We start from the raw sequence: 18,794 nt of genomic DNA, 5'->3' as shown, positions 1-18,794 counted from the left end.
TGGCCGAGGGAACTTGTCCTCCCATTGCTGCGTCTGTGATGAGAAGATGGGGAGAACTGTCGAGCGGGGGGAGGTTCGCGACATGGCATTCCAGCCGTGGCAGGGTGGGCAGCCTGCTCAGAATCCGTACCAGGTGCCGGCCATGCGTGCCTCGCACGCCGATCGCGAGCGGGCGGTCGATGTCCTGAAGGCGGGCTTCGCGGAGGGCCGGCTCGGGCAGCCGGAGTACGAGCAGCGGATCGCGCGGGCGTATCAGGCGCAGACCCACGCCGAGTTGCAGATGCTGGTCGCGGATCTGCCCCAAGGGCCGGTGCCGCAGGCGCAGTTCGCACCGCGGCCGATGCCGGTGCCGACGACGTTCCTGCCGATGCAGATGCCGATGGTGCAGCCCACCAACGGCTCCGCGACGGGCTCGCTGGTGTGCGGGCTGCTGGCGCCGGTGACCTGGGGAGTGACCTCGATTCCGGCGGTGATCCTGGGGCACAAGGCGCGGGCCGAGATCCGGCGGACCGGTGAGCGGGGAGACGGCCAGGCGGTCGCGGGGCTGGTGCTGGGCTGGCTCGGGATCGGGGCCTGGGCCCTGTTCATCCTGGTGATGGTGCTGGTCACGGCGGTGCGGCCGTGAGGGCCGTGCGCCTTCTTCCGTAGCGCAGTGGATCGCACTACGGTGGCCGCAGCGCCGGGCGAGTCCGGCGTGTCCTTCGCGTGTGCATTTGTTTTGACCGCAGCCAATGCGGTAGGTACGCTCTGACCTTGTGCCTGGGGTGTCCCTGGGCTGCCGTGCGCGCCTTCTCCCGCCACTTCCGGCCGGAGAGTGCCAACAGTGCGGAAGCCGGGTTTTGACACCGCAATCTGCCGCCGCCCTCGTTCCAGCGAGGCAGGTCTGCAGTATTCGACACACCCGACCGCGTGGGTCGGGGAATGTTCCAGGTTAGCTTTACCGAGACTGGCACACAGAAACCGGAGAAACGGTGCCTACGATCCAGCAGCTGGTCCGCAAGGGCCGGCAGGACAAGGTCGAGAAGAACAAGACGCCCGCGCTTGAGGGTTCGCCCCAGCGCCGTGGCGTCTGCACGCGTGTGTTCACGACCACCCCGAAGAAGCCGAACTCGGCCCTGCGTAAGGTCGCGCGTGTGCGTCTGACCAGCGGGATCGAGGTCACCGCTTACATTCCGGGTGAGGGCCACAACCTCCAGGAGCACTCGATCGTGCTCGTGCGTGGCGGCCGTGTGAAGGACCTGCCGGGTGTTCGGTACAAGATCATCCGCGGCTCCCTCGACACGCAGGGCGTCAAGAACCGCAAGCAGGCTCGCAGCCGCTACGGCGCCAAGAAGGAGAAGTAAGAATGCCTCGTAAGGGCCCCGCCCCGAAGCGCCCGGTCATCATCGACCCGGTCTACGGCTCTCCTCTGGTGACCTCCCTCATCAACAAGGTTCTGCTGAACGGCAAGCGCTCCACCGCTGAGCGCATCGTTTACGGCGCCATGGAGGGTCTGCGCGAGAAGACCGGCAACGACCCGGTCATCACGCTGAAGCGCGCGCTGGAGAACATCAAGCCGACCCTTGAGGTCAAGTCCCGCCGTGTCGGTGGCGCGACCTACCAGGTCCCGGTCGAGGTCAAGCCCGGCCGCGCCGCCACCCTCTCGCTCCGCTGGCTCGTGGGCTACTCCCGCGCCCGCCGCGAGAAGACCATGACCGAGCGCCTCATGAACGAACTGCTCGACGCCTCCAACGGCCTCGGCGCTTCGGTCAAGAAGCGTGAGGACACGCACAAGATGGCCGAGTCCAACAAGGCCTTCGCGCACTACCGCTGGTAGTCGCAACCCACATCGAGACCGAGAGAAGATTGAGCCACTATGGCTACCACTTCGCTTGACCTGGCCAAGGTCCGCAACATCGGGATCATGGCCCACATCGACGCGGGCAAGACGACCACCACCGAGCGGATCCTGTTCTACACCGGTGTCTCGTACAAGATCGGTGAGGTCCACGACGGCGCTGCCACGATGGACTGGATGGAGCAGGAGCAGGAGCGCGGCATCACGATCACGTCTGCCGCGACGACCTGCCACTGGCCGCTGGAGAACGTCGACAACACCATCAACATCATCGACACCCCGGGCCACGTCGACTTCACGGTCGAGGTGGAGCGCTCGCTGCGCGTCCTGGACGGCGCGGTGACGGTGTTCGACGGCGTTGCCGGTGTCGAGCCGCAGTCGGAGACCGTCTGGCGTCAGGCGGACCGCTACGGCGTGCCGCGCATCTGCTTCGTCAACAAGCTCGACCGCACCGGTGCCGAGTTCCACCGCTGCGTCGACATGATCTCGGACCGCCTGGGCGCGGTGCCGATCGTCATGCAGCTGCCGATCGGCACCGAGGCGGACTTCAAGGGCGTCGTCGACCTCGTGAAGATGAAGGCCCTGGTCTGGTCGGCCGAGGCCGCCAAGGGCGAGATGTACGACACCGTCGACATCCCGGCCACCCACGCCGAGGCCGCCGACGAGTGGCGCGGCAAGCTGCTCGAGGTCGTCGCCGAGAACGACGAAGAGGTCATGGAGCTGTACCTGGAGGGCCAGGAGCCCACCGAGGAGCAGCTGTACGCGGCGATCCGCCGTATCACGATCGCTTCCGGCAAGGCCGACGTCACCACCGTCACCCCGGTGTTCTGCGGTACCGCGTTCAAGAACAAGGGCGTCCAGCCCCTGCTCGACGCGGTCGTGCGCTACCTCCCCTCCCCGTTGGACGTCGAGGCCATCGAGGGCCACGCGGTCAACAACCCGGAGGAGGTCGTCAAGCGCAAGCCGTCCGAGGACGAGCCGCTGTCCGCCCTGGCGTTCAAGATCGCGAGCGACCCCCACCTGGGCAAGCTCACCTTCATCCGGGTGTACTCGGGCCGCCTTGAGGCCGGCACGCAGGTGCAGAACTCGGTGAAGGGCAAGAAGGAGCGCATCGGCAAGATCTACCGGATGCACGCGAACAAGCGTGAGGAGATCGAGTCGGTGGGTGCCGGCGACATCGTCGCCGTCATGGGTCTGAAGCAGACCACCACCGGTGAGACCCTCTGCGACGCGAGCGCTCCGGTGATCCTTGAGTCGATGGAGTTCCCGGCCCCGGTCATCCAGGTCGCCATCGAGCCCAAGTCCAAGGGCGACCAGGAGAAGCTGGGTGTCGCCATCCAGCGCCTCGCCGAAGAGGACCCCTCGTTCCAGGTGCACACCGACGAGGAGACCGGCCAGACCATCATCGCGGGTATGGGCGAGCTGCACCTCGACGTGCTGGTCGACCGTATGAAGCGTGAGTTCCGGGTCGAGGCCAACGTCGGCAAGCCGCAGGTCGCGTACCGCGAGACGCTGCGCAAGGCGGTCGAGCGCCTGGACTACACGCACAAGAAGCAGACCGGTGGTTCCGGTCAGTTCGCGAAGGTCCAGATCGCCCTCGAGCCGCTCGAAGGCGATGGCTACGAGTTCGAGAACAAGGTCACCGGTGGCCGCATCCCGCGGGAGTACATCCCGTCCGTGGACGCCGGCTGCCAGGAGGCCATGGAGTTCGGTGTCCTCGCGGGCTACCCGCTCACGGGCGTCAAGGTCACCCTTCTCGACGGTGCCTTCCACGAGGTCGACTCGTCGGAAATGGCCTTCAAGATCGCCGGTTCGATGGCCTTCAAGGAGGCCGCCCGCAAGGCCAGCCCGGCCCTGCTGGAGCCGATGATGAAGGTCGAGGTCACCACGCCCGAGGACTACATGGGCGATGTGATCGGCGACATCAACTCCCGCCGTGGGCAGATCCAGTCCATGGAGGACCGCGCCGGCGCCAAGCTCGTCACGGGCCTGGTTCCGCTCTCGGAGATGTTCGGCTACGTCGGAGACCTCCGCAGCAAGACGTCGGGTCGCGCAAGCTACTCGATGCAGTTCGACTCCTACGCCGAGGTTCCGCGGAACGTCGCCGAGGAGATCATCGCGAAGGCCAAGGGCGAGTAGCTCCGTCTCCCGAGAGTCGGAACACGCTTTAGGCTTGACACCGTCTGCCGGGGCATTCCCCGCGATCCGTGAGGATGCCCCGGCAGCCGGCACCCCAGCAAAGATCACCTGGCGCCGATGAGTAAGGCGTACAGAACCACTCCACAGGAGGACCCCAGTGGCGAAGGCGAAGTTCGAGCGGACTAAGCCGCACGTCAACATCGGCACCATCGGTCACATTGACCACGGTAAGACGACCCTCACGGCCGCCATTACCAAGGTGCTGCACGACGCGTACCCGGACCTGAACGAGGCCTCGGCCTTCGACCAGATCGACAAGGCTCCTGAGGAGCGCCAGCGCGGTATCACCATCTCCATCGCGCACGTCGAGTACCAGACCGAGTCGCGTCACTACGCCCACGTCGACTGCCCCGGTCACGCGGACTACATCAAGAACATGATCACGGGTGCGGCGCAGATGGACGGCGCCATCCTCGTGGTCGCCGCGACCGACGGCCCGATGCCGCAGACCAAGGAGCACGTGCTCCTGGCCCGCCAGGTCGGCGTTCCCTACATCGTTGTCGCCCTGAACAAGGCCGACATGGTGGACGACGAGGAGATCCTGGAGCTCGTCGAGCTCGAGGTCCGTGAGCTCCTCTCCGAGTACGAGTTCCCGGGCGACGACGTTCCGGTCGTCAAGGTCTCCGCTCTGAAGGCCCTTGAGGGCGACAAGGAGTGGGGCAACACCGTCCTCGAGCTGATGAAGGCCGTCGACGAGTCGATCCCGCAGCCCGAGCGTGACGTCGACAAGCCGTTCCTGATGCCGATCGAGGACGTCTTCACGATCACCGGTCGTGGCACCGTCGTCACCGGTCGTATCGAGCGCGGTGTCCTCAAGGTCAACGAGACCGTGGACATCATCGGCATCAAGACCGAGAAGACCACCACCACGGTCACCGGCATCGAGATGTTCCGCAAGCTGCTCGACGAGGGCCAGGCCGGTGAGAACGTCGGTCTGCTGCTCCGCGGCATCAAGCGCGAGGACGTCGAGCGCGGCCAGGTCATCATCAAGCCGGGCTCGGTCACCCCGCACACGGAGTTCGAGGCGCAGGCGTACATCCTGTCGAAGGACGAGGGTGGCCGCCACACCCCGTTCTTCAACAACTACCGCCCGCAGTTCTACTTCCGTACCACGGACGTGACCGGCGTCGTGACCCTCCCCGAGGGCACCGAGATGGTCATGCCGGGCGACAACACCGAGATGTCGGTCCAGCTGATCCAGCCGGTCGCCATGGAGGAGGGCCTGAAGTTCGCCATCCGTGAGGGTGGCCGGACCGTCGGCGCCGGCCAGGTCACCAAGATCAACAAGTAATTGCTGATCCGGTCGACCCGGTAGCTCCCCGGAGCATCCGAGAAGCCCCGCTCACCATCAGGTGGGCGGGGCTTCTTGACAGTTGGGCCTCGATTGGCCTTACGCATCCCGGGTATGGCACACTGTCCAGGTTGCTCGGTTGAGTGCCGATGCTGCGCGCCTCCCGCCGGGAGGACTGGAAGCGAGTCCCAGGTATTCGTCGTCCCTTCTGAGGGGCGGAAGTACGGGAATCTTCCGGGAAGCGTCAGCGGGGTGCCTCGGCCAGGCGCCCGGTGGGTGTTCTTCCCCCACTTTCTCCTTCTCGAAGGATCTCCCCTGCGGAGATTTACGAGAAGGGGCGCGACACGCCCGACCGCGTGGGTCGGAGAGGAACGCGAACCTACCGGGTCCCAGAGCGTTACGAGAGACAGGACTACGAAGTAGCCATGGCGGGACAGAAGATCCGCATCCGGCTCAAGGCCTACGACCACGAGGTCATCGACTCCTCGGCGAAGAAGATCGTCGAGACGGTGACCCGTACTGGTGCGTCGGTCGCGGGCCCGGTGCCGCTGCCCACTGAGAAGAACGTGTACTGCGTCATCAAGTCGCCGCACAAGTACAAGGACTCGCGCGAGCACTTCGAGATGCGCACGCACAAGCGCCTGATCGACATCCTCGACCCGACGCCCAAGACCGTTGACTCGCTGATGCGCCTGGACCTTCCGGCCGGCGTTGACATCGAGATCAAGCTCTGAGAGGCGCGGAAGAGATGGCTAAGCAGATCAAGGGCATCCTGGGCGAGAAGCTCGGCATGACCCAGGTCTGGGACGAGAACAACCGTGTCGTCCCGGTGACCGTGGTGAAGGCCGGCCCCTGCGTCGTTACCCAGGTGCGCACCAATGACCAGGACGGCTACGACTCCGTCCAGATCGCCTTCGGCGAGATCGACCCGCGCAAGGTGAACAAGCCCCTCAAGGGCCACTTCGCGAAGGCCGACGTCACCCCCCGTCGTCACCTCGTCGAGGTCCGTACCCCGGATGCGTCCGAGTACACCCTCGGCCAGGAGCTGACCGCCGAGACCTTCGAGTCCGGCGTCAAGGTGGACGTGACCGGCAAGAGCAAGGGCAAGGGCACGGCCGGTGTCATGAAGCGTCACGGCTTCGGCGGCGGCAAGGCGTCCCACGGTGCCCACCGCGTGCACCGCAAGCCTGGTTCCATCGGTGGCTGCGCCACCCCGGGCCGCGTGTTCAAGGGCATGCGGATGGCCGGCCGTATGGGCAATGAGCGGGTCACCACCCAGAACCTGACCGTCCACGCCGTTGACGCGGAGAAGGGCCTGCTGCTCATCAAGGGCGCAGTTCCTGGTCCGAACGGCGGCCTCGTCCTGGTCCGTACCGCGGCCAAGGGGGCCTGAGGTAACCGATGAGCACCATTGACATCCTTTCGCCGGCGGGCGACAAGGCCGGGACCGTCGATCTCCCCGCGGAGATCTTCGACGCCAAGGTCAGCATTCCGCTGATCCACCAGGTCGTTGTCGCGCAGCTGGCCGCGGCCCGTCAGGGCACGCACAAGACCAAGACCCGCGGCGAGGTCCGCGGCGGTGGCAAGAAGCCGTACCGCCAGAAGGGCACCGGCCGCGCGCGCCAGGGTTCGACCCGTGCGCCGCAGTTCGCCGGCGGTGGCGTCGTCCACGGCCCCGTGCCGCGTGACTACAGCCAGCGGACCCCGAAGAAGATGAAGGCCGCCGCGCTGCGCGGTGCCCTCACCGACCGGGCCCGCCACAGCCGCATCCACGTCGTGTCCGGCGTGGTCGAGGGCGCGGTTTCCACCAAGGCCGCCAAGTCCCTGCTGGGCAAGGTCAGCGAGCGCAAGAACGTGCTGCTGATCGCCGAGCGCAGCGACGAGGCCGCGTGGCTGTCCGCCCGCAACCTGCCCCAGGTCCACATCCTGGAGCCGGGCCAGCTGAACACGTACGACGTGCTCGTCTCCGACGACGTGGTCTTCACCAAGGCCGCCTTCGAGTCCTTCGTGTCCGGCCCCAAGGCCAACGCTGAGACCGAAGGGAGCGACGCCTGATGACTGAGGCCGTCGTCACCAGCAAGACCTTCACGGACCCGCGCGACGTTCTCGTCAAGCCGGTGGTTTCCGAGAAGAGCTACGCGCTGCTGGACGAGAACAAGTACACGTTCATCGTCGCGCCCGGCGCGAACAAGACCCAGATCAAGCAGGCCGTCGAGGCGGTCTTCTCGGTCAAGGTCACCGGGGTCAACACGATCAACCGGCAGGGTAAGCGCAAGCGCACCAAGACCGGTTTCGGCAAGCGCGCCAACACCAAGCGCGCCATCGTGACCCTCGCCGAGGGCGACCGTATCGACATCTTCGGCGGCCCGGTCTCCTAACGGAGTCCGAGTCGTCCGGAATCGGACGAGGACTGAGAAATGGGTATCCGCAAGTACAAGCCGACGACCCCGGGCCGTCGTGGCTCCAGCGTCGCCGACTTTGTCGAGATCACGCGGTCCACGCCGGAGAAGTCGCTGGTCCGCCCGCTGCACAGCAAGGGCGGCCGTAACAACGCCGGTCGTGTGACCGTTCGCCACCAGGGCGGTGGCCACAAGCGCGCCTACCGCGTGATCGACTTCCGTCGTCACGACAAGGACGGCGTGCCGGCCAAGGTCGCGCACATCGAGTACGACCCGAACCGCACCGCGCGCATCGCGCTGCTGCACTACGCAGACGGCGAGAAGCGCTACATCATCGCGCCCCGTGGCCTGTCGCAGGGTGACCGGATTGAGAACGGCCCTGGCGCCGACATCAAGCCGGGCAACAACCTGCCGCTGCGCCACATCCCCGTGGGTACGACGATCCACGCGATCGAGCTGCGTCCGGGCGGCGGTGCGAAGTTCGCCCGCTCGGCCGGCGCCTCCGTGCAGCTGCTGGCGCGGGAGGGCTCCATGGCCCACCTGCGTATGCCGTCCGGTGAGATCCGCCTGGTCGACGTGCGCTGCCGCGCCACCGTCGGCGAGGTCGGCAACGCCGAGCAGTCGAACATCAACTGGGGCAAGGCCGGCCGTATGCGCTGGAAGGGCGTCCGCCCGACCGTGCGTGGTGTCGTGATGAACCCGGTCGACCACCCGCACGGTGGTGGTGAGGGCAAGACCTCCGGTGGTCGCCACCCGGTCTCGCCCTGGGGCCAGAAGGAGGGTCGTACTCGCTCGCCGAAGAAGGCCAGCAACAAGTACATCGTCCGCCGCCGCAAGACGAACAAGAAGCGCTAGGAGCGGGTTTAGATGCCGCGCAGTCTCAAGAAGGGGCCCTTCGTCGACGACCACCTCGCCAAGAAGGTGGACGTACAGAACGATGCAGGCACCAAGAACGTCATCAAGACCTGGTCCCGCCGCTCCATGATCGTCCCGGCCATGCTCGGCCACACGATCGCGGTGCACGACGGCCGCAAGCACGTCCCGGTGTTCGTCACCGAGTCGATGGTCGGCCACAAGCTCGGCGAGTTTGCGCCGACCCGCACCTTCCGCGGCCACGAGAAGGACGACCGCAAGTCGCGTCGTCGCTGATCGACCGGAGTGCGAAGACTATGACTGACACCGAAGGGACAACCATGGAAGCCAGGGCCCAGGCGCGGTACATCCGCGTCACGCCCATGAAGGCCCGCCGCGTGGTGGACCTTATCCGTGGCATGGATGCCACGGAGGCTCAGGCGGTCCTGCGTTTCGCCCCGCAGGCCGCGAGCGTGCCCGTGGGCAAGGTGCTGGACAGCGCCATTGCCAACGCCGCGCACAACTACGACCACACGGACGCCTCCACGCTCGTCATCAGCGAGGCGTACGTCGACGAGGGCCCGACCCTGAAGCGGTTCCGTCCGCGTGCCCAGGGCCGTGCCTACCGGATCCGCAAGCGGACCAGCCACATCACCGTGGTCGTCAGCAGCAAGGAAGGAACCCGGTAATGGGCCAGAAGGTAAACCCGCACGGGTTCCGGCTCGGCATCACCACCGACTTCAAGTCGCGTTGGTACGCCGACAAGCTGTACAAGGACTACGTCAAGGAAGACGTCGCCATTCGTCGCATGATGACGAAGGGCATGGAGCGCGCCGGTATCTCCAAGGTGGAGATCGAGCGCACCCGTGAGCGCGTCCGCGTTGACATCCACACCGCTCGTCCGGGCATCGTCATCGGCCGCCGCGGCGCCGAGGCCGACCGCATCCGCGGCGAGCTGGAGAAGCTGACCGGCAAGCAGGTCCAGCTGAACATCCTCGAGGTCAAGAACCCCGAGACCGATGCTCAGCTCGTGGCCCAGGCCGTCGCCGAGCAGCTGTCGTCCCGCGTCTCCTTCCGTCGCGCCATGCGCAAGAGCATGCAGTCGACGATGAAGGCCGGCGCCAAGGGCATCAAGATCCAGTGCGGTGGCCGTCTCGGCGGCGCCGAGATGTCCCGCTCGGAGTTCTACCGCGAGGGCCGTGTGCCCCTGCACACCCTCCGTGCGAACGTCGACTACGGCTTCTTCGAGGCCAAGACCACCTTCGGCCGTATCGGCGTGAAGGTCTGGATCTACAAGGGCGACGTCAAGAACATCGCCGAGGTGCGCGCCGAGAACGCCGCCGCCCGTGCGGGCAACCGCCCGGCTCGCGGTGGTGGCAACGAGCGCCCGCGTCGCGGTGGCGAGCGTGGCGGTCGTGGCCGCAAGCCGCAGCAGCAGAGCGCCGCTGCCGAGGCCCCCAAGGCCGAGGCCGCTGCCGCTGCTCCGGCGGAGAACCCTGGAACGGAGGGCTGACCGACATGCTGATCCCTCGCAGGGTCAAGCACCGCAAGCAGCACCACCCGAAGCGGAACGGTATGGCCAAGGGCGGTACCGAGCTGGCCTTCGGTGAGTACGGCATTCAGGCCGTGACCCCGGCCTACGTGACGAACCGGCAGATCGAGTCCGCTCGTATCGCCATGACCCGTCACATCAAGCGTGGCGGCAAGGTGTGGATCAACATCTACCCGGACCGTCCGCTGACGAAGAAGCCGGCCGAGACCCGCATGGGTTCCGGTAAGGGTTCTCCGGAGTGGTGGGTCGCGAACGTCAAGCCCGGTCGGGTGATGTTCGAGCTGTCCTTCCCGAACGAGAAGGTTGCTAAGGAGGCGCTGACCCGCGCCGCCCACAAGCTTCCGATGAAGTGCCGCATCGTTCGGCGCGAGGCAGGTGAATCGTGATGTCGGCCGTTACCAAGGCGTCCGAGCTGCGCGAGCTGAACAACGAGGACCTCGTTGGCAAGCTCCGTGAGGCCAAGGAAGAGCTGTTCAACCTCCGCTTCCAGGCGGCGACCGGACAGCTCGAGAACCACGGCCGGCTGAAGGCCGTCCGCAAGGACATCGCCCGGATCTACACCCTGATGCGGGAGCGCGAGCTCGGCATCGAGACGGTGGAGAGCGCCTGATGAGCGAGAAGAATGTGACTGAGACGAACGAGCGCGGTTTCCGCAAGACCCGTGAGGGTCTGGTCGTCAGCGACAAGATGGACAAGACCGTCGTCGTCGCCGTCGAGGACCGCGTCAAGCACGCGCTGTACGGCAAGGTCATCCGCCGTACCAACAAGCTCAAGGCGCACGACGAGCAGAACGCTGCCGGTGTCGGCGACCGCGTCCTCCTGATGGAGACCCGGCCGCTGTCCGCCACCAAGCGCTGGCGCATCGTCGAGATCCTCGAGAAGGCCAAGTAATTCCCGTCGGGGAATTCCTCGCAAGGGGGATTCCCGTACGGGGATTTCGACAGGCAAGCAATCCCTCCTAGGGGGACCCCCTAGGAACAGTTCCGCCAGGCTCGGCAGGGGCTGACGTCCCGTAAGGGGCGGGCCCCTGCCGGGAACCGGCAGACATTCAGGAGATAGACGTGATCCAGCAGGAGTCGCGACTGCGTGTCGCCGACAACACTGGTGCGAAGGAGATCCTTTGCATCCGTGTTCTCGGTGGTTCCGGTCGCCGCTACGCGGGCATCGGTGACGTCATCGTCGCCACCGTCAAGGACGCGATCCCCGGTGGCAACGTGAAGAAGGGTGACGTCGTCAAGGCCGTCATCGTTCGCACCGTCAAGGAGCGCCGCCGTCCGGACGGCTCGTACATCCGCTTCGACGAGAACGCGGCCGTCATCCTCAAGAACGATGGCGACCCCCGCGGCACCCGTATCTTCGGCCCCGTGGGCCGTGAGCTGCGCGAGAAGAAGTTCATGAAGATCATCTCGCTCGCGCCGGAGGTGCTGTAACCGATGAAGATCAAGAAGGGCGACCTGGTCCAGGTCATCACCGGTAAGGACAAGGGCAAGCAGGGCAAGGTCATCGCGGCCTACCCCCGCGAGGACCGTGTCCTGGTCGAGGGTGTCAACCGGGTCAAGAAGCACACCAAGGCCGGACAGACCGCTCGTGGTTCGCAGACCGGCGGCATCGTGACGACCGAGGCCCCGGTCCACGTCAGCAACGTTCAGCTGGTCGTGGAGAAGGACGGCAAGAAGGTCGTCACCCGCGTCGGGTACCGCTTCGACGACGAGGGCAACAAGATCCGCGTTGCCAAGCGGACCGGTGAGGACATCTGATGACTGCCACCACCAACGCGCCGCGTCTGAAGACGCGCTACCGCGAAGAGATCGCCGGGAAGCTGAAGGACGAGTTCTCCTACGAGAACGTCATGCAGATCCCCGGTCTGACCAAGATCGTGGTCAACATGGGTGTGGGCGACGCCGCCCGCGACTCCAAGCTGATCGAGGGCGCCATCCGCGACCTCACCACGATCACCGGCCAGAAGCCGGCCGTCACCAAGGCCCGTAAGTCCATCGCGCAGTTCAAGCTGCGTGAGGGCCAGCCGATCGGTGCCCACGTCACCCTCCGCGGTGACCGCATGTGGGAGTTCCTGGACCGCCTGCTGTCGCTCGCGCTGCCGCGTATCCGCGACTTCCGTGGTCTGTCCCCGAAGCAGTTCGACGGTCGGGGCAACTACACCTTCGGTCTCACGGAGCAGGTCATGTTCCACGAGATCGACCAGGACAAGATCGACCGCACCCGGGGTATGGACATCACCGTGGTCACCACGGCGACCAACGACGACGAGGGCCGCGCCCTTCTTCGTCACCTCGGCTTCCCGTTCAAGGAGGCGTGAGCGAGATGGCGAAGAAGGCTCTGATTGCCAAGGCTGCTCGCAAGCCGAAGTTCGGTGTGCGCGCGTACACCCGCTGCCAGCGCTGCGGCCGTCCGCACTCCGTCTACCGCAAGTTCGGCCTGTGCCGCGTGTGCCTTCGTGAGATGGCTCACCGTGGCGAGCTGCCGGGCGTGACCAAGAGCTCCTGGTAATCCCCTAGTTGGGAATTACCGGAAGCTCTCGGTAAGCATTCGGTCGGCGGGCGTCCCAGACCTCTTCCCGTACGCTGGAAGGGTTTGGGCGCCCCGCCGCCCGAGACCGACCGCGGGCCCAGCCCGCATAACGTCGCTTACTACGCCGTAGGTCCCCGTGCCGCACCCGTCCCGACCGAGATCGGGGAGAGGGATGGCGCATATAGGAAACCCCGGCGAGAGAGGCCGAAGGCCAATTCATGACCATGACTGATCCCATCGCAGACATGCTGACCCGTCTGCGGAACGCGAACTCGGCTTACCACGACTCCGTCGTGATGCCGCACAGCAAGATCAAGTCGCACATCGCGGAGATCCTCCAGCAGGAGGGTTACATCACCGGCTGGAAGACCGAGGACGCCGAGGTCGGCAAGAACCTCGTCCTCGAGCTGAAGTTCGGCCCGAACCGCGAGCGCTCGATCGCCGGCATCAAGCGGATCTCGAAGCCGGGTCTGCGGGTCTACGCCAAGTCCACCAACCTGCCGAAGGTCCTCGGCGGCCTGGGCGTGGCCATCATCTCCACGTCCCACGGTCTCCTGACCGGCCAGCAGGCGCAGAAGAAGGGCGTGGGTGGGGAAGTCCTCGCCTACGTCTGGTAACAGGGAACGGAGGAAAAGCTAATGTCGCGTATTGGCAAGCTGCCCATCCAGGTTCCCGCTGGTGTGGACGTCACCATCGAGGGCCGCACGGTTTCGGTGAAGGGTCCCAAGGGCTCCCTTTCGCACACCGTCGCGGCGCCCATCGAGGTCGCCAAGGGTGAGGACGGCGTCATCTCCGTCACCCGCCCGAACGACGAGCGGCAGAACAAGGCCCTGCACGGCCTGTCCCGCACGCTGGTGGCGAACATGATCACCGGCGTGACCCAGGGCTACAGCAAGGCGCTTGAGATCAGCGGTGTCGGCTACCGCGTCCAGGCGAAGGGCTCCAACCTGGAGTTCGCGCTGGGCTACAGCCACCCCATCGTCGTCGAGGCGCCCGAGGGCATCTCCTTCAAGGTCGAGTCCCCGACCAAGCTCAGCGTCGAGGGCATCGACAAGCAGAAGGTCGGCGAGGTGGCGGCGAACATCCGCAAGCTGCGCAAGCCTGACCCGTACAAGGCCAAGGGCGTCAAGTACGCCGGCGAGGTCATCCGCCGCAAGGTCGGAAAGGCTGGTAAGTAAGCCATGGCATACGGTGTGAAGATCGCTAAGGGCAACGCCTACAAGCGCGCTGCCGCCAAGCGTCGCCACATCCGCATCCGCAAGCGGATTTCGGGTACCCCGGAGCGTCCGCGTCTGGTCGTGACGCGGTCCAACCGCGGCATCTTCGCCCAGGTCATCGACGACATCGCGGGCCACACGCTGGCCTCCGCGTCGACCCTGGACGCGTCGATCCGTGGTGGCGAGGGCGACAAGAGCGCCCAGGCCCAGAAGGTTGGCGCCCTGGTCGCCGAGCGTGCCAAGGCCGCCGGTGTCGAGGCCGTCGTGTTCGACCGTGGTGGCAAGCAGTACGCCGGGCGGATTGCCGCTCTGGCCGACGCCGCCCGCGAAGCCGGGCTGAAGTTCTAAGCCCCGGTTCCGGAGCTAGCGGACGCAATAGAGAGAGGTAAATCCAATGGCTGGACCCCAGCGCCGCGGAAGCGGTGCCGGTGGCGGCGAGCGGCGGGACCGGAAGGGTCGCGACGGTGGCGCTGCCGCCGAGAAGACCGCGTACGTTGAGCGCGTTGTCGCGATCAACCGCGTCGCCAAGGTTGTCAAGGGTGGTCGTCGCTTCAGCTTCACCGCGCTGGTCGTGGTGGGCGACGGTGACGGCACCGTAGGTGTCGGTTACGGCAAGGCCAAGGAAGTTCCGGCTGCCATCGCCAAGGGCGTGGAAGAGGCCAAGAAGAACTTCTTCAAGGTCCCCCGTATCCAGGGCACCATCCCGCACCCGATCCAGGGCGAGAAGGCTGCGGGCGTCGTCCTGCTCAAGCCGGCTTCCCCCGGTACCGGTGTGATCGCCGGTGGTCCCGTGCGCGCCGTCCTGGAGTGCGCGGGCATCCACGACGTGCTGAGCAAGTCGCTCGGTTCGTCGAACCCGATCAACATCGTGCACGCCACGGTGACCGCGCTTCAGGGCCTTCAGCGCCCCGAGGAGATCGCGGCCCGTCGTGGCCTGCCGCTGGAGGACGTTGCTCCCGCCGCTCTGCTGCGGGCGCGTGCAGGGGTGACCGCGTAATGGCGCACCTCAAGATCACGCAGACGAAGTCCTACATCGGCAGCAAGCAGAACCACCGCGACACCCTCCGTTCGCTGGGCCTCAAGCGGCTCAACGACGTGGTTGTCAAGGAGGACCGCCCCGAGTTCCGCGGCATGGTGCACACCGTCCGCCACCTCGTGACGGTTGAGGAGGTCGACTGACATGGCTGATTCCTCGGCGAACAACCCGCTGAAGGTCCACAACCTCCGTCCTGCCCCGGGCGCCAAGACCGCCAAGACCCGTGTCGGTCGTGGTGAGGCGTCCAAGGGTAAGACCGCAGGTCGTGGTACCAAGGGCACCAAGGCCCGTTACCAGGTTCCGGAGCGCTTCGAGGGTGGGCAGATGCCCCTCCACATGCGCCTCCCGAAGCTGAAGGGCTTCAAGAACCCCGCCCACAAGCAGTTCCAGGTCGTGAACCTGGACAAGCTGGCCGCGCTCTACCCGCAGGGTGGCGAGGTCACGGTGGCCGACCTGGTCGCCAAGGGCGCGGTGCGCAAGAACGAGCTCGTCAAGGTGCTCGGCACCGGCGAGATCTCCGTGGCAGTGCAGGTGACGGTCGACGCCGTCTCCGGCTCCGCCAAGGAGAAGATCGCCGCCGCCGGCGGCACCGTCACCGAACTCCTCTGAGTTCGTTGGTTCAACTGGCCGGGGATGCCCATCTATTGGGGCATCCCCGGTTGGTCGTTCCACGGGGGTAGGGTCGCCGGTAAGGTGGCCTGCACTGTTGTTTTGTCCGGGGTCCGTCCCCGGAACCCGCCGCGCGGACGCTGTCCGTGCGGCACAGCCGCTTACGTATCCGTCGATCCTCAAGACCGTCACCTCTCGCCCACGAAGCGGGAGGCGCAGGAGGCACCGTGCTCACCGCGTTCGCCCGAGCGTTCAAGACGCCCGACCTGCGCAAGAAGCTGCTGTTCACATTGGGCATCGTCGTGCTCTACCGGATCGGAGCGCACATCCCCGTCCCCGGGGTGAACTACGCGAACGTCGCGACCTGCATGAAGCAGGCCGGCGCCAACAGCGGGTTGTTCGGCCTGGTGAACATGTTCAGCGGTGGAGCGCTGCTGCAGATCACGATCTTCGCGCTGGGGATCATGCCGTACATCACGGCGAGCATCATCCTCCAGCTGCTGACCGTGGTGATCCCGCGGCTGGAGGCCCTCAAGAAGGAGGGCCAGTCCGGGCAGGGGAAGATCACCCAGTACACCCGCTATCTGACCGTGGCGCTGGCCGTGCTCCAGGGCACCGGCCTGGTGGCCACCGCCCGCAGCGGCGCGCTCTTCCAGAGCTGCCCGGTGGCGAGCCAGATCGTGCCCAACGACTCGATCTTCACCACCATCACCATGGTGATCACGATGACCGCCGGCACCTGCCTGATCATGTGGCTCGGTGAGTTGGTCACCGACCGCGGTATCGGCAACGGCATGTCGATCCTGATGTTCATCTCGATCGCCGCCGGCTTCCCGAGCGCGCTGTGGCAGATCAAGCTCACGGGCAAGCTGGCCGACGGCTGGATCGAGTTCTTCGCGGTGATCGCGGTGGGCCTGGCGATGGTCGCCCTGGTGGTCTTCGTCGAGCAGGCGCAGCGGCGGATTCCGGTGCAGTACGCGAAGCGGATGATCGGGCGCCGGTCCTATGGCGGTACGTCCACTTACATCCCGCTCAAGGTGAACCAGGCAGGTGTGATTCCCGTCATCTTCGCGTCGTCGCTGCTCTACATCCCGGCGCTCGTCGCACAGTTCAGCGGGTCGAAGGCGGCATGGGCGACCTGGATCGCCACCAACTTCACCAAGGGAAATCACCCGGTTTACATCGCTGCGTACTTCTTGCTCATCGTGTTCTTCGCCTTCTTCTACGTGGCCATCAGCTTCAACCCCGAAGAAGTTGCCGACAACATGAAGAAGTATGGTGGCTTCATCCCGGGTATCCGGGCTGGTCGCCCGACGGCCGAGTACCTCAGCTACGTGCTCAACCGGATCACGTGGCCGGGCTCGCTGTATCTGGGGCTGATCGCGCTCGTACCAACAGTGGCGTTGGTGCTGTTCAACGCGAACCAGAACTTCCCGTTCGGCGGGACGAGCATCCTCATCATCGTGGGTGTGGGCCTGGAGACCGTGAAGCAGATCGAGAGCCAGCTTCAGCAGCGCAACTACGAAGGGTTCCTCCGCTGATGCGAATCGTCCTCGTCGGACCCCCGGGGGCCGGCAAGGGTACGCAGGCCGCGTACCTTGCCAAGAACCTCGCGATCCCGCACATCTCCACGGGGGACCTGTTCCGCGCCAACATCAGCCAGGGCACGCCCCTGGGTGTCGAGGCGAAGTCCTACATGGACGCCGGCAATCTCGTGCCCGACTCGGTCACCATCGGGATGGCCGAGGACCGTATGGAACAGCCCGACGCGGCCGACGGTTTCCTGCTCGACGGCTTTCCGCGCAACCTCGGCCAGGCCGAGGCGCTGGACGTGTACCTCAAGGGCAGGAACCTCAAGCTGGACGCGGTCCTGGACCTCGAAGTCCCCGAGGACGAGGTCGTGAAGCGGATCGCCGGTCGGCGGATCTGCCGCAAGGACAGCAGCCACGTCTTCCACGCCGAGTACAACAAGCCGAAGGCCGAGGGCGTCTGCGACGTCTGCGGCGGCGAGCTGTACCAGCGTGACGACGACCGCGAGGAGACCGTCCGCAAGCGGCTGGAGGTCTACCACACGGAGACCGAGCCGATCATCGACTACTACAAGGCCCAGGACCTGGTCGTCACGATCCCGGCCCTCGGGAAGGTCGCCGAGGTGACCCAGCGGGCGATGAGCGCCCTGGAGAACGGCGAGTAGCAGGCAGCTCCGTACGGCCGCGGTGTCCACCATGGGCACCGCGGCCGTACTGTTGGTCCAACGAGAATCACGCACGGACGAGAGTGAAGGCGGAAGGCACCGGCATGCTGGAGATCAAGAACCCCGCGCAGATCGCCAAGATGCGCGAGGCGGGGCTGGTGGTCGCCGCCATCCACGCGGCGACCCGCGAGGTCGCGGTGCCGGGCGCCACGACCAAGGACCTGGACGACGCGGCCCGCAAGGTGCTCGCGGAGCACGGGGCGAAGTCGAACTTCCTCGGGTACGGCGGATTCCCGGCGACCATCTGCACCTCGGTGAACGACGTCGTGGTGCACGGCATCCCGGACACCGACACGGTGTTGCAGAGCGGCGACGTCATCTCCATCGACTGCGGCGCGATCATCGACGGCTGGCACGGCGACGCCGCGTACACGGCCTTCGTCGGCTCCGGTCACTCCGCGGAGCTGATCGAGCTCAGCCGGGTCACCGAGCAGTCGATGTGGGCGGGGATCGCCGCGGTCGCCAAGGGCAACCGGCTGGTGGACATCTCCAAGGCGATCGAGGGCTACATCCGGCGCCAGCCGCGTCCGTCGAGCGGCAAGTACGGCATCGTCGAGGACTACGGCGGCCACGGCATCGGATCGCAGATGCACATGGATCCGCATCTGCTGAACTACGTCGACCGCAAGCGGGGCCGCGGCCCGAAGCTGGTGCCCGGCTTCTGCATCGCGATCGAGCCGATGGTCAACCTCGGCACCGCCAGGACGCATGTGCTCGACGACGACTGGACGGTCAAGTCGGACGACGGCAGCTGGTCCTCGCACTGGGAGCACTCGGTCGCGCTGACCGAGGACGGCCCGCTGGTGCTGACCGCGCCGGACGGCGGGAAGGCCAAGCTGGCGGAGCTGGGGATCACCGCGGCGCCGGACCCGCTGGCGTAACGATCTTCGCTGGTGGGCAATAGCCCTGGATTCGTCTTTTCTTAGGCACTGACGTAGACTGACGCGTCGGCTCTCGTGCATCCGTGTGCCCGCACGTTTGTGGACACTGTTTGCAAGTGAGTCGATCAAGGTAGCCGA

The 18,794-nt window shown here is 66.1% G+C and carries 29 protein-coding genes; all 29 read left to right on the top strand.

All coding sequences use genetic code 11. The features are described from left to right. Positions 1 to 142 precede the first annotated feature (142 nt). The 29 genes from IEZ17_RS14830 to map all read left to right on the top strand — a co-directional run bounded on the left by IEZ17_RS14830 (position 143) and on the right by map (position 18,656). A complete protein-coding gene (locus tag IEZ17_RS14830; protein WP_189300231.1) occupies positions 143 to 625 on the top strand; it encodes a DUF1707 and DUF4190 domain-containing protein in 483 nt (160 codons plus the stop codon). Positions 626 to 971: 346 nt separating this feature from the next. After that, positions 972 to 1,343 carry a 30S ribosomal protein S12 gene (gene rpsL / locus IEZ17_RS14825; RefSeq protein WP_003948652.1) on the top strand — a complete coding sequence of 124 codons (372 nt, stop codon included), beginning with the start codon at positions 972 to 974 and terminating at the stop codon, positions 1,341 to 1,343. 2 nt (positions 1,344 to 1,345) lie between these two features. Further along, positions 1,346 to 1,816 (top strand): 30S ribosomal protein S7, encoded by a 471-nt coding sequence (gene rpsG, locus IEZ17_RS14820; protein ID WP_004571813.1) that lies wholly within the window; start codon positions 1,346 to 1,348, stop codon positions 1,814 to 1,816. A gap of 39 nt (positions 1,817 to 1,855) precedes the next feature. Next, on the top strand, positions 1,856 to 3,976 hold the full coding sequence (gene fusA / locus IEZ17_RS14815; protein WP_189300229.1) for an elongation factor G: 2,121 nt from the start codon (positions 1,856 to 1,858) through the stop codon (positions 3,974 to 3,976). A 157-nt stretch (positions 3,977 to 4,133) separates the two neighbouring features. Further along, positions 4,134 to 5,327: an elongation factor Tu gene (gene tuf / locus IEZ17_RS14810; RefSeq protein WP_189300228.1), complete on the top strand. Its 1,194-nt coding sequence runs from the start codon at positions 4,134 to 4,136 to the stop codon at positions 5,325 to 5,327. Positions 5,328 to 5,752: 425 nt separating this feature from the next. Further along, a complete protein-coding gene (gene rpsJ / locus IEZ17_RS14805; protein ID WP_003948644.1) occupies positions 5,753 to 6,061 on the top strand; it encodes a 30S ribosomal protein S10 in 309 nt (102 codons plus the stop codon). Positions 6,062 to 6,075: 14 nt separating this feature from the next. After that, entirely contained in the window at positions 6,076 to 6,720 is a 645-nt protein-coding gene (gene rplC / locus IEZ17_RS14800; protein ID WP_189300226.1) for a 50S ribosomal protein L3, read from the top strand. 8 nt (positions 6,721 to 6,728) lie between these two features. Continuing rightward, positions 6,729 to 7,382, top strand: coding sequence for a 50S ribosomal protein L4 (gene rplD, locus IEZ17_RS14795; RefSeq protein WP_189300224.1), 654 nt, complete (start codon positions 6,729 to 6,731; stop codon positions 7,380 to 7,382). Continuing rightward, entirely contained in the window at positions 7,382 to 7,705 is a 324-nt protein-coding gene (gene rplW, locus IEZ17_RS14790) for a 50S ribosomal protein L23 (RefSeq protein WP_100604423.1), read from the top strand. The genes rplD and rplW overlap by 1 nt, the downstream gene beginning before the upstream one ends. A gap of 39 nt (positions 7,706 to 7,744) precedes the next feature. After that, on the top strand, positions 7,745 to 8,581 hold the full coding sequence (rplB, locus tag IEZ17_RS14785; protein WP_030283452.1) for a 50S ribosomal protein L2: 837 nt from the start codon (positions 7,745 to 7,747) through the stop codon (positions 8,579 to 8,581). Positions 8,582 to 8,593: 12 nt separating this feature from the next. Further along, positions 8,594 to 8,875 carry a 30S ribosomal protein S19 gene (gene rpsS / locus IEZ17_RS14780; RefSeq protein WP_016571057.1) on the top strand — a complete coding sequence of 94 codons (282 nt, stop codon included), beginning with the start codon at positions 8,594 to 8,596 and terminating at the stop codon, positions 8,873 to 8,875. A gap of 44 nt (positions 8,876 to 8,919) precedes the next feature. Continuing rightward, on the top strand, positions 8,920 to 9,267 hold the full coding sequence (gene rplV / locus IEZ17_RS14775) for a 50S ribosomal protein L22 (RefSeq protein ID WP_009997296.1): 348 nt from the start codon (positions 8,920 to 8,922) through the stop codon (positions 9,265 to 9,267). After that, positions 9,267 to 10,091, top strand: a complete 825-nt coding sequence (gene rpsC, locus IEZ17_RS14770; protein ID WP_189300222.1) for a 30S ribosomal protein S3 — start codon at positions 9,267 to 9,269, stop codon at positions 10,089 to 10,091. The genes rplV and rpsC overlap by 1 nt, the downstream gene beginning before the upstream one ends. Positions 10,092 to 10,096: 5 nt before the next feature. Next, positions 10,097 to 10,516, top strand: a complete 420-nt coding sequence (gene rplP / locus IEZ17_RS14765) for a 50S ribosomal protein L16 (protein WP_004571829.1) — start codon at positions 10,097 to 10,099, stop codon at positions 10,514 to 10,516. Then, a complete protein-coding gene (rpmC, locus tag IEZ17_RS14760; RefSeq protein WP_067349986.1) occupies positions 10,516 to 10,740 on the top strand; it encodes a 50S ribosomal protein L29 in 225 nt (74 codons plus the stop codon). Before rplP ends, rpmC begins: the two co-directional genes overlap by 1 nt. Then, complete coding sequence (gene rpsQ, locus IEZ17_RS14755) at positions 10,740 to 11,021, top strand: 30S ribosomal protein S17 (protein ID WP_006604882.1); 282 nt, start codon at positions 10,740 to 10,742, stop codon at positions 11,019 to 11,021. Before rpmC ends, rpsQ begins: the two co-directional genes overlap by 1 nt. A gap of 170 nt (positions 11,022 to 11,191) precedes the next feature. After that, positions 11,192 to 11,560, top strand: coding sequence for a 50S ribosomal protein L14 (rplN, locus tag IEZ17_RS14750; protein ID WP_003998823.1), 369 nt, complete (start codon positions 11,192 to 11,194; stop codon positions 11,558 to 11,560). A gap of 3 nt (positions 11,561 to 11,563) precedes the next feature. After that, positions 11,564 to 11,887 carry a 50S ribosomal protein L24 gene (rplX, locus tag IEZ17_RS14745; RefSeq protein WP_189300220.1) on the top strand — a complete coding sequence of 108 codons (324 nt, stop codon included), beginning with the start codon at positions 11,564 to 11,566 and terminating at the stop codon, positions 11,885 to 11,887. Continuing rightward, positions 11,887 to 12,447: a 50S ribosomal protein L5 gene (gene rplE / locus IEZ17_RS14740; RefSeq protein ID WP_016571061.1), complete on the top strand. Its 561-nt coding sequence runs from the start codon at positions 11,887 to 11,889 to the stop codon at positions 12,445 to 12,447. Before rplX ends, rplE begins: the two co-directional genes overlap by 1 nt. 5 nt (positions 12,448 to 12,452) lie before the next feature. Further along, positions 12,453 to 12,638 (top strand): type Z 30S ribosomal protein S14, encoded by a 186-nt coding sequence (locus IEZ17_RS14735; protein ID WP_003956452.1) that lies wholly within the window; start codon positions 12,453 to 12,455, stop codon positions 12,636 to 12,638. 239 nt (positions 12,639 to 12,877) lie between these two features. Further along, positions 12,878 to 13,276 carry a 30S ribosomal protein S8 gene (rpsH, locus tag IEZ17_RS14730; protein ID WP_189300218.1) on the top strand — a complete coding sequence of 133 codons (399 nt, stop codon included), beginning with the start codon at positions 12,878 to 12,880 and terminating at the stop codon, positions 13,274 to 13,276. A 21-nt stretch (positions 13,277 to 13,297) separates the two neighbouring features. After that, positions 13,298 to 13,837 (top strand): 50S ribosomal protein L6, encoded by a 540-nt coding sequence (rplF, locus tag IEZ17_RS14725; RefSeq protein ID WP_189300216.1) that lies wholly within the window; start codon positions 13,298 to 13,300, stop codon positions 13,835 to 13,837. 3 nt (positions 13,838 to 13,840) lie between these two features. Continuing rightward, positions 13,841 to 14,224: a 50S ribosomal protein L18 gene (rplR, locus tag IEZ17_RS14720; protein WP_159503186.1), complete on the top strand. Its 384-nt coding sequence runs from the start codon at positions 13,841 to 13,843 to the stop codon at positions 14,222 to 14,224. A 46-nt stretch (positions 14,225 to 14,270) separates the two neighbouring features. Then, positions 14,271 to 14,873 (top strand): 30S ribosomal protein S5, encoded by a 603-nt coding sequence (rpsE, locus tag IEZ17_RS14715; RefSeq protein WP_006604888.1) that lies wholly within the window; start codon positions 14,271 to 14,273, stop codon positions 14,871 to 14,873. Next, complete coding sequence (rpmD, locus tag IEZ17_RS14710) at positions 14,873 to 15,055, top strand: 50S ribosomal protein L30 (protein WP_006604889.1); 183 nt, start codon at positions 14,873 to 14,875, stop codon at positions 15,053 to 15,055. Before rpsE ends, rpmD begins: the two co-directional genes overlap by 1 nt. A 1-nt stretch (position 15,056) precedes the next feature. Beyond that, complete coding sequence (rplO, locus tag IEZ17_RS14705; RefSeq protein WP_189300214.1) at positions 15,057 to 15,521, top strand: 50S ribosomal protein L15; 465 nt, start codon at positions 15,057 to 15,059, stop codon at positions 15,519 to 15,521. Positions 15,522 to 15,748: 227 nt separating this feature from the next. Then, positions 15,749 to 17,062: a preprotein translocase subunit SecY gene (secY, locus tag IEZ17_RS14700; protein ID WP_189300212.1), complete on the top strand. Its 1,314-nt coding sequence runs from the start codon at positions 15,749 to 15,751 to the stop codon at positions 17,060 to 17,062. Further along, complete coding sequence (locus IEZ17_RS14695; RefSeq protein WP_189300210.1) at positions 17,062 to 17,715, top strand: adenylate kinase; 654 nt, start codon at positions 17,062 to 17,064, stop codon at positions 17,713 to 17,715. The genes secY and IEZ17_RS14695 overlap by 1 nt, the downstream gene beginning before the upstream one ends. A gap of 104 nt (positions 17,716 to 17,819) precedes the next feature. Then, positions 17,820 to 18,656, top strand: coding sequence for a type I methionyl aminopeptidase (gene map / locus IEZ17_RS14690; protein WP_189300208.1), 837 nt, complete (start codon positions 17,820 to 17,822; stop codon positions 18,654 to 18,656). Positions 18,657 to 18,794: the final 138 nt, after the last annotated feature.

Origin of the sequence: Streptomyces albospinus (assembly GCF_014648695.1) — a bacterium.
Taxonomy (GTDB): domain Bacteria; phylum Actinomycetota; class Actinomycetes; order Streptomycetales; family Streptomycetaceae; genus Streptomyces; species Streptomyces albospinus.
This window is presented reverse-complemented; position numbering and strand designations above follow the sequence as displayed.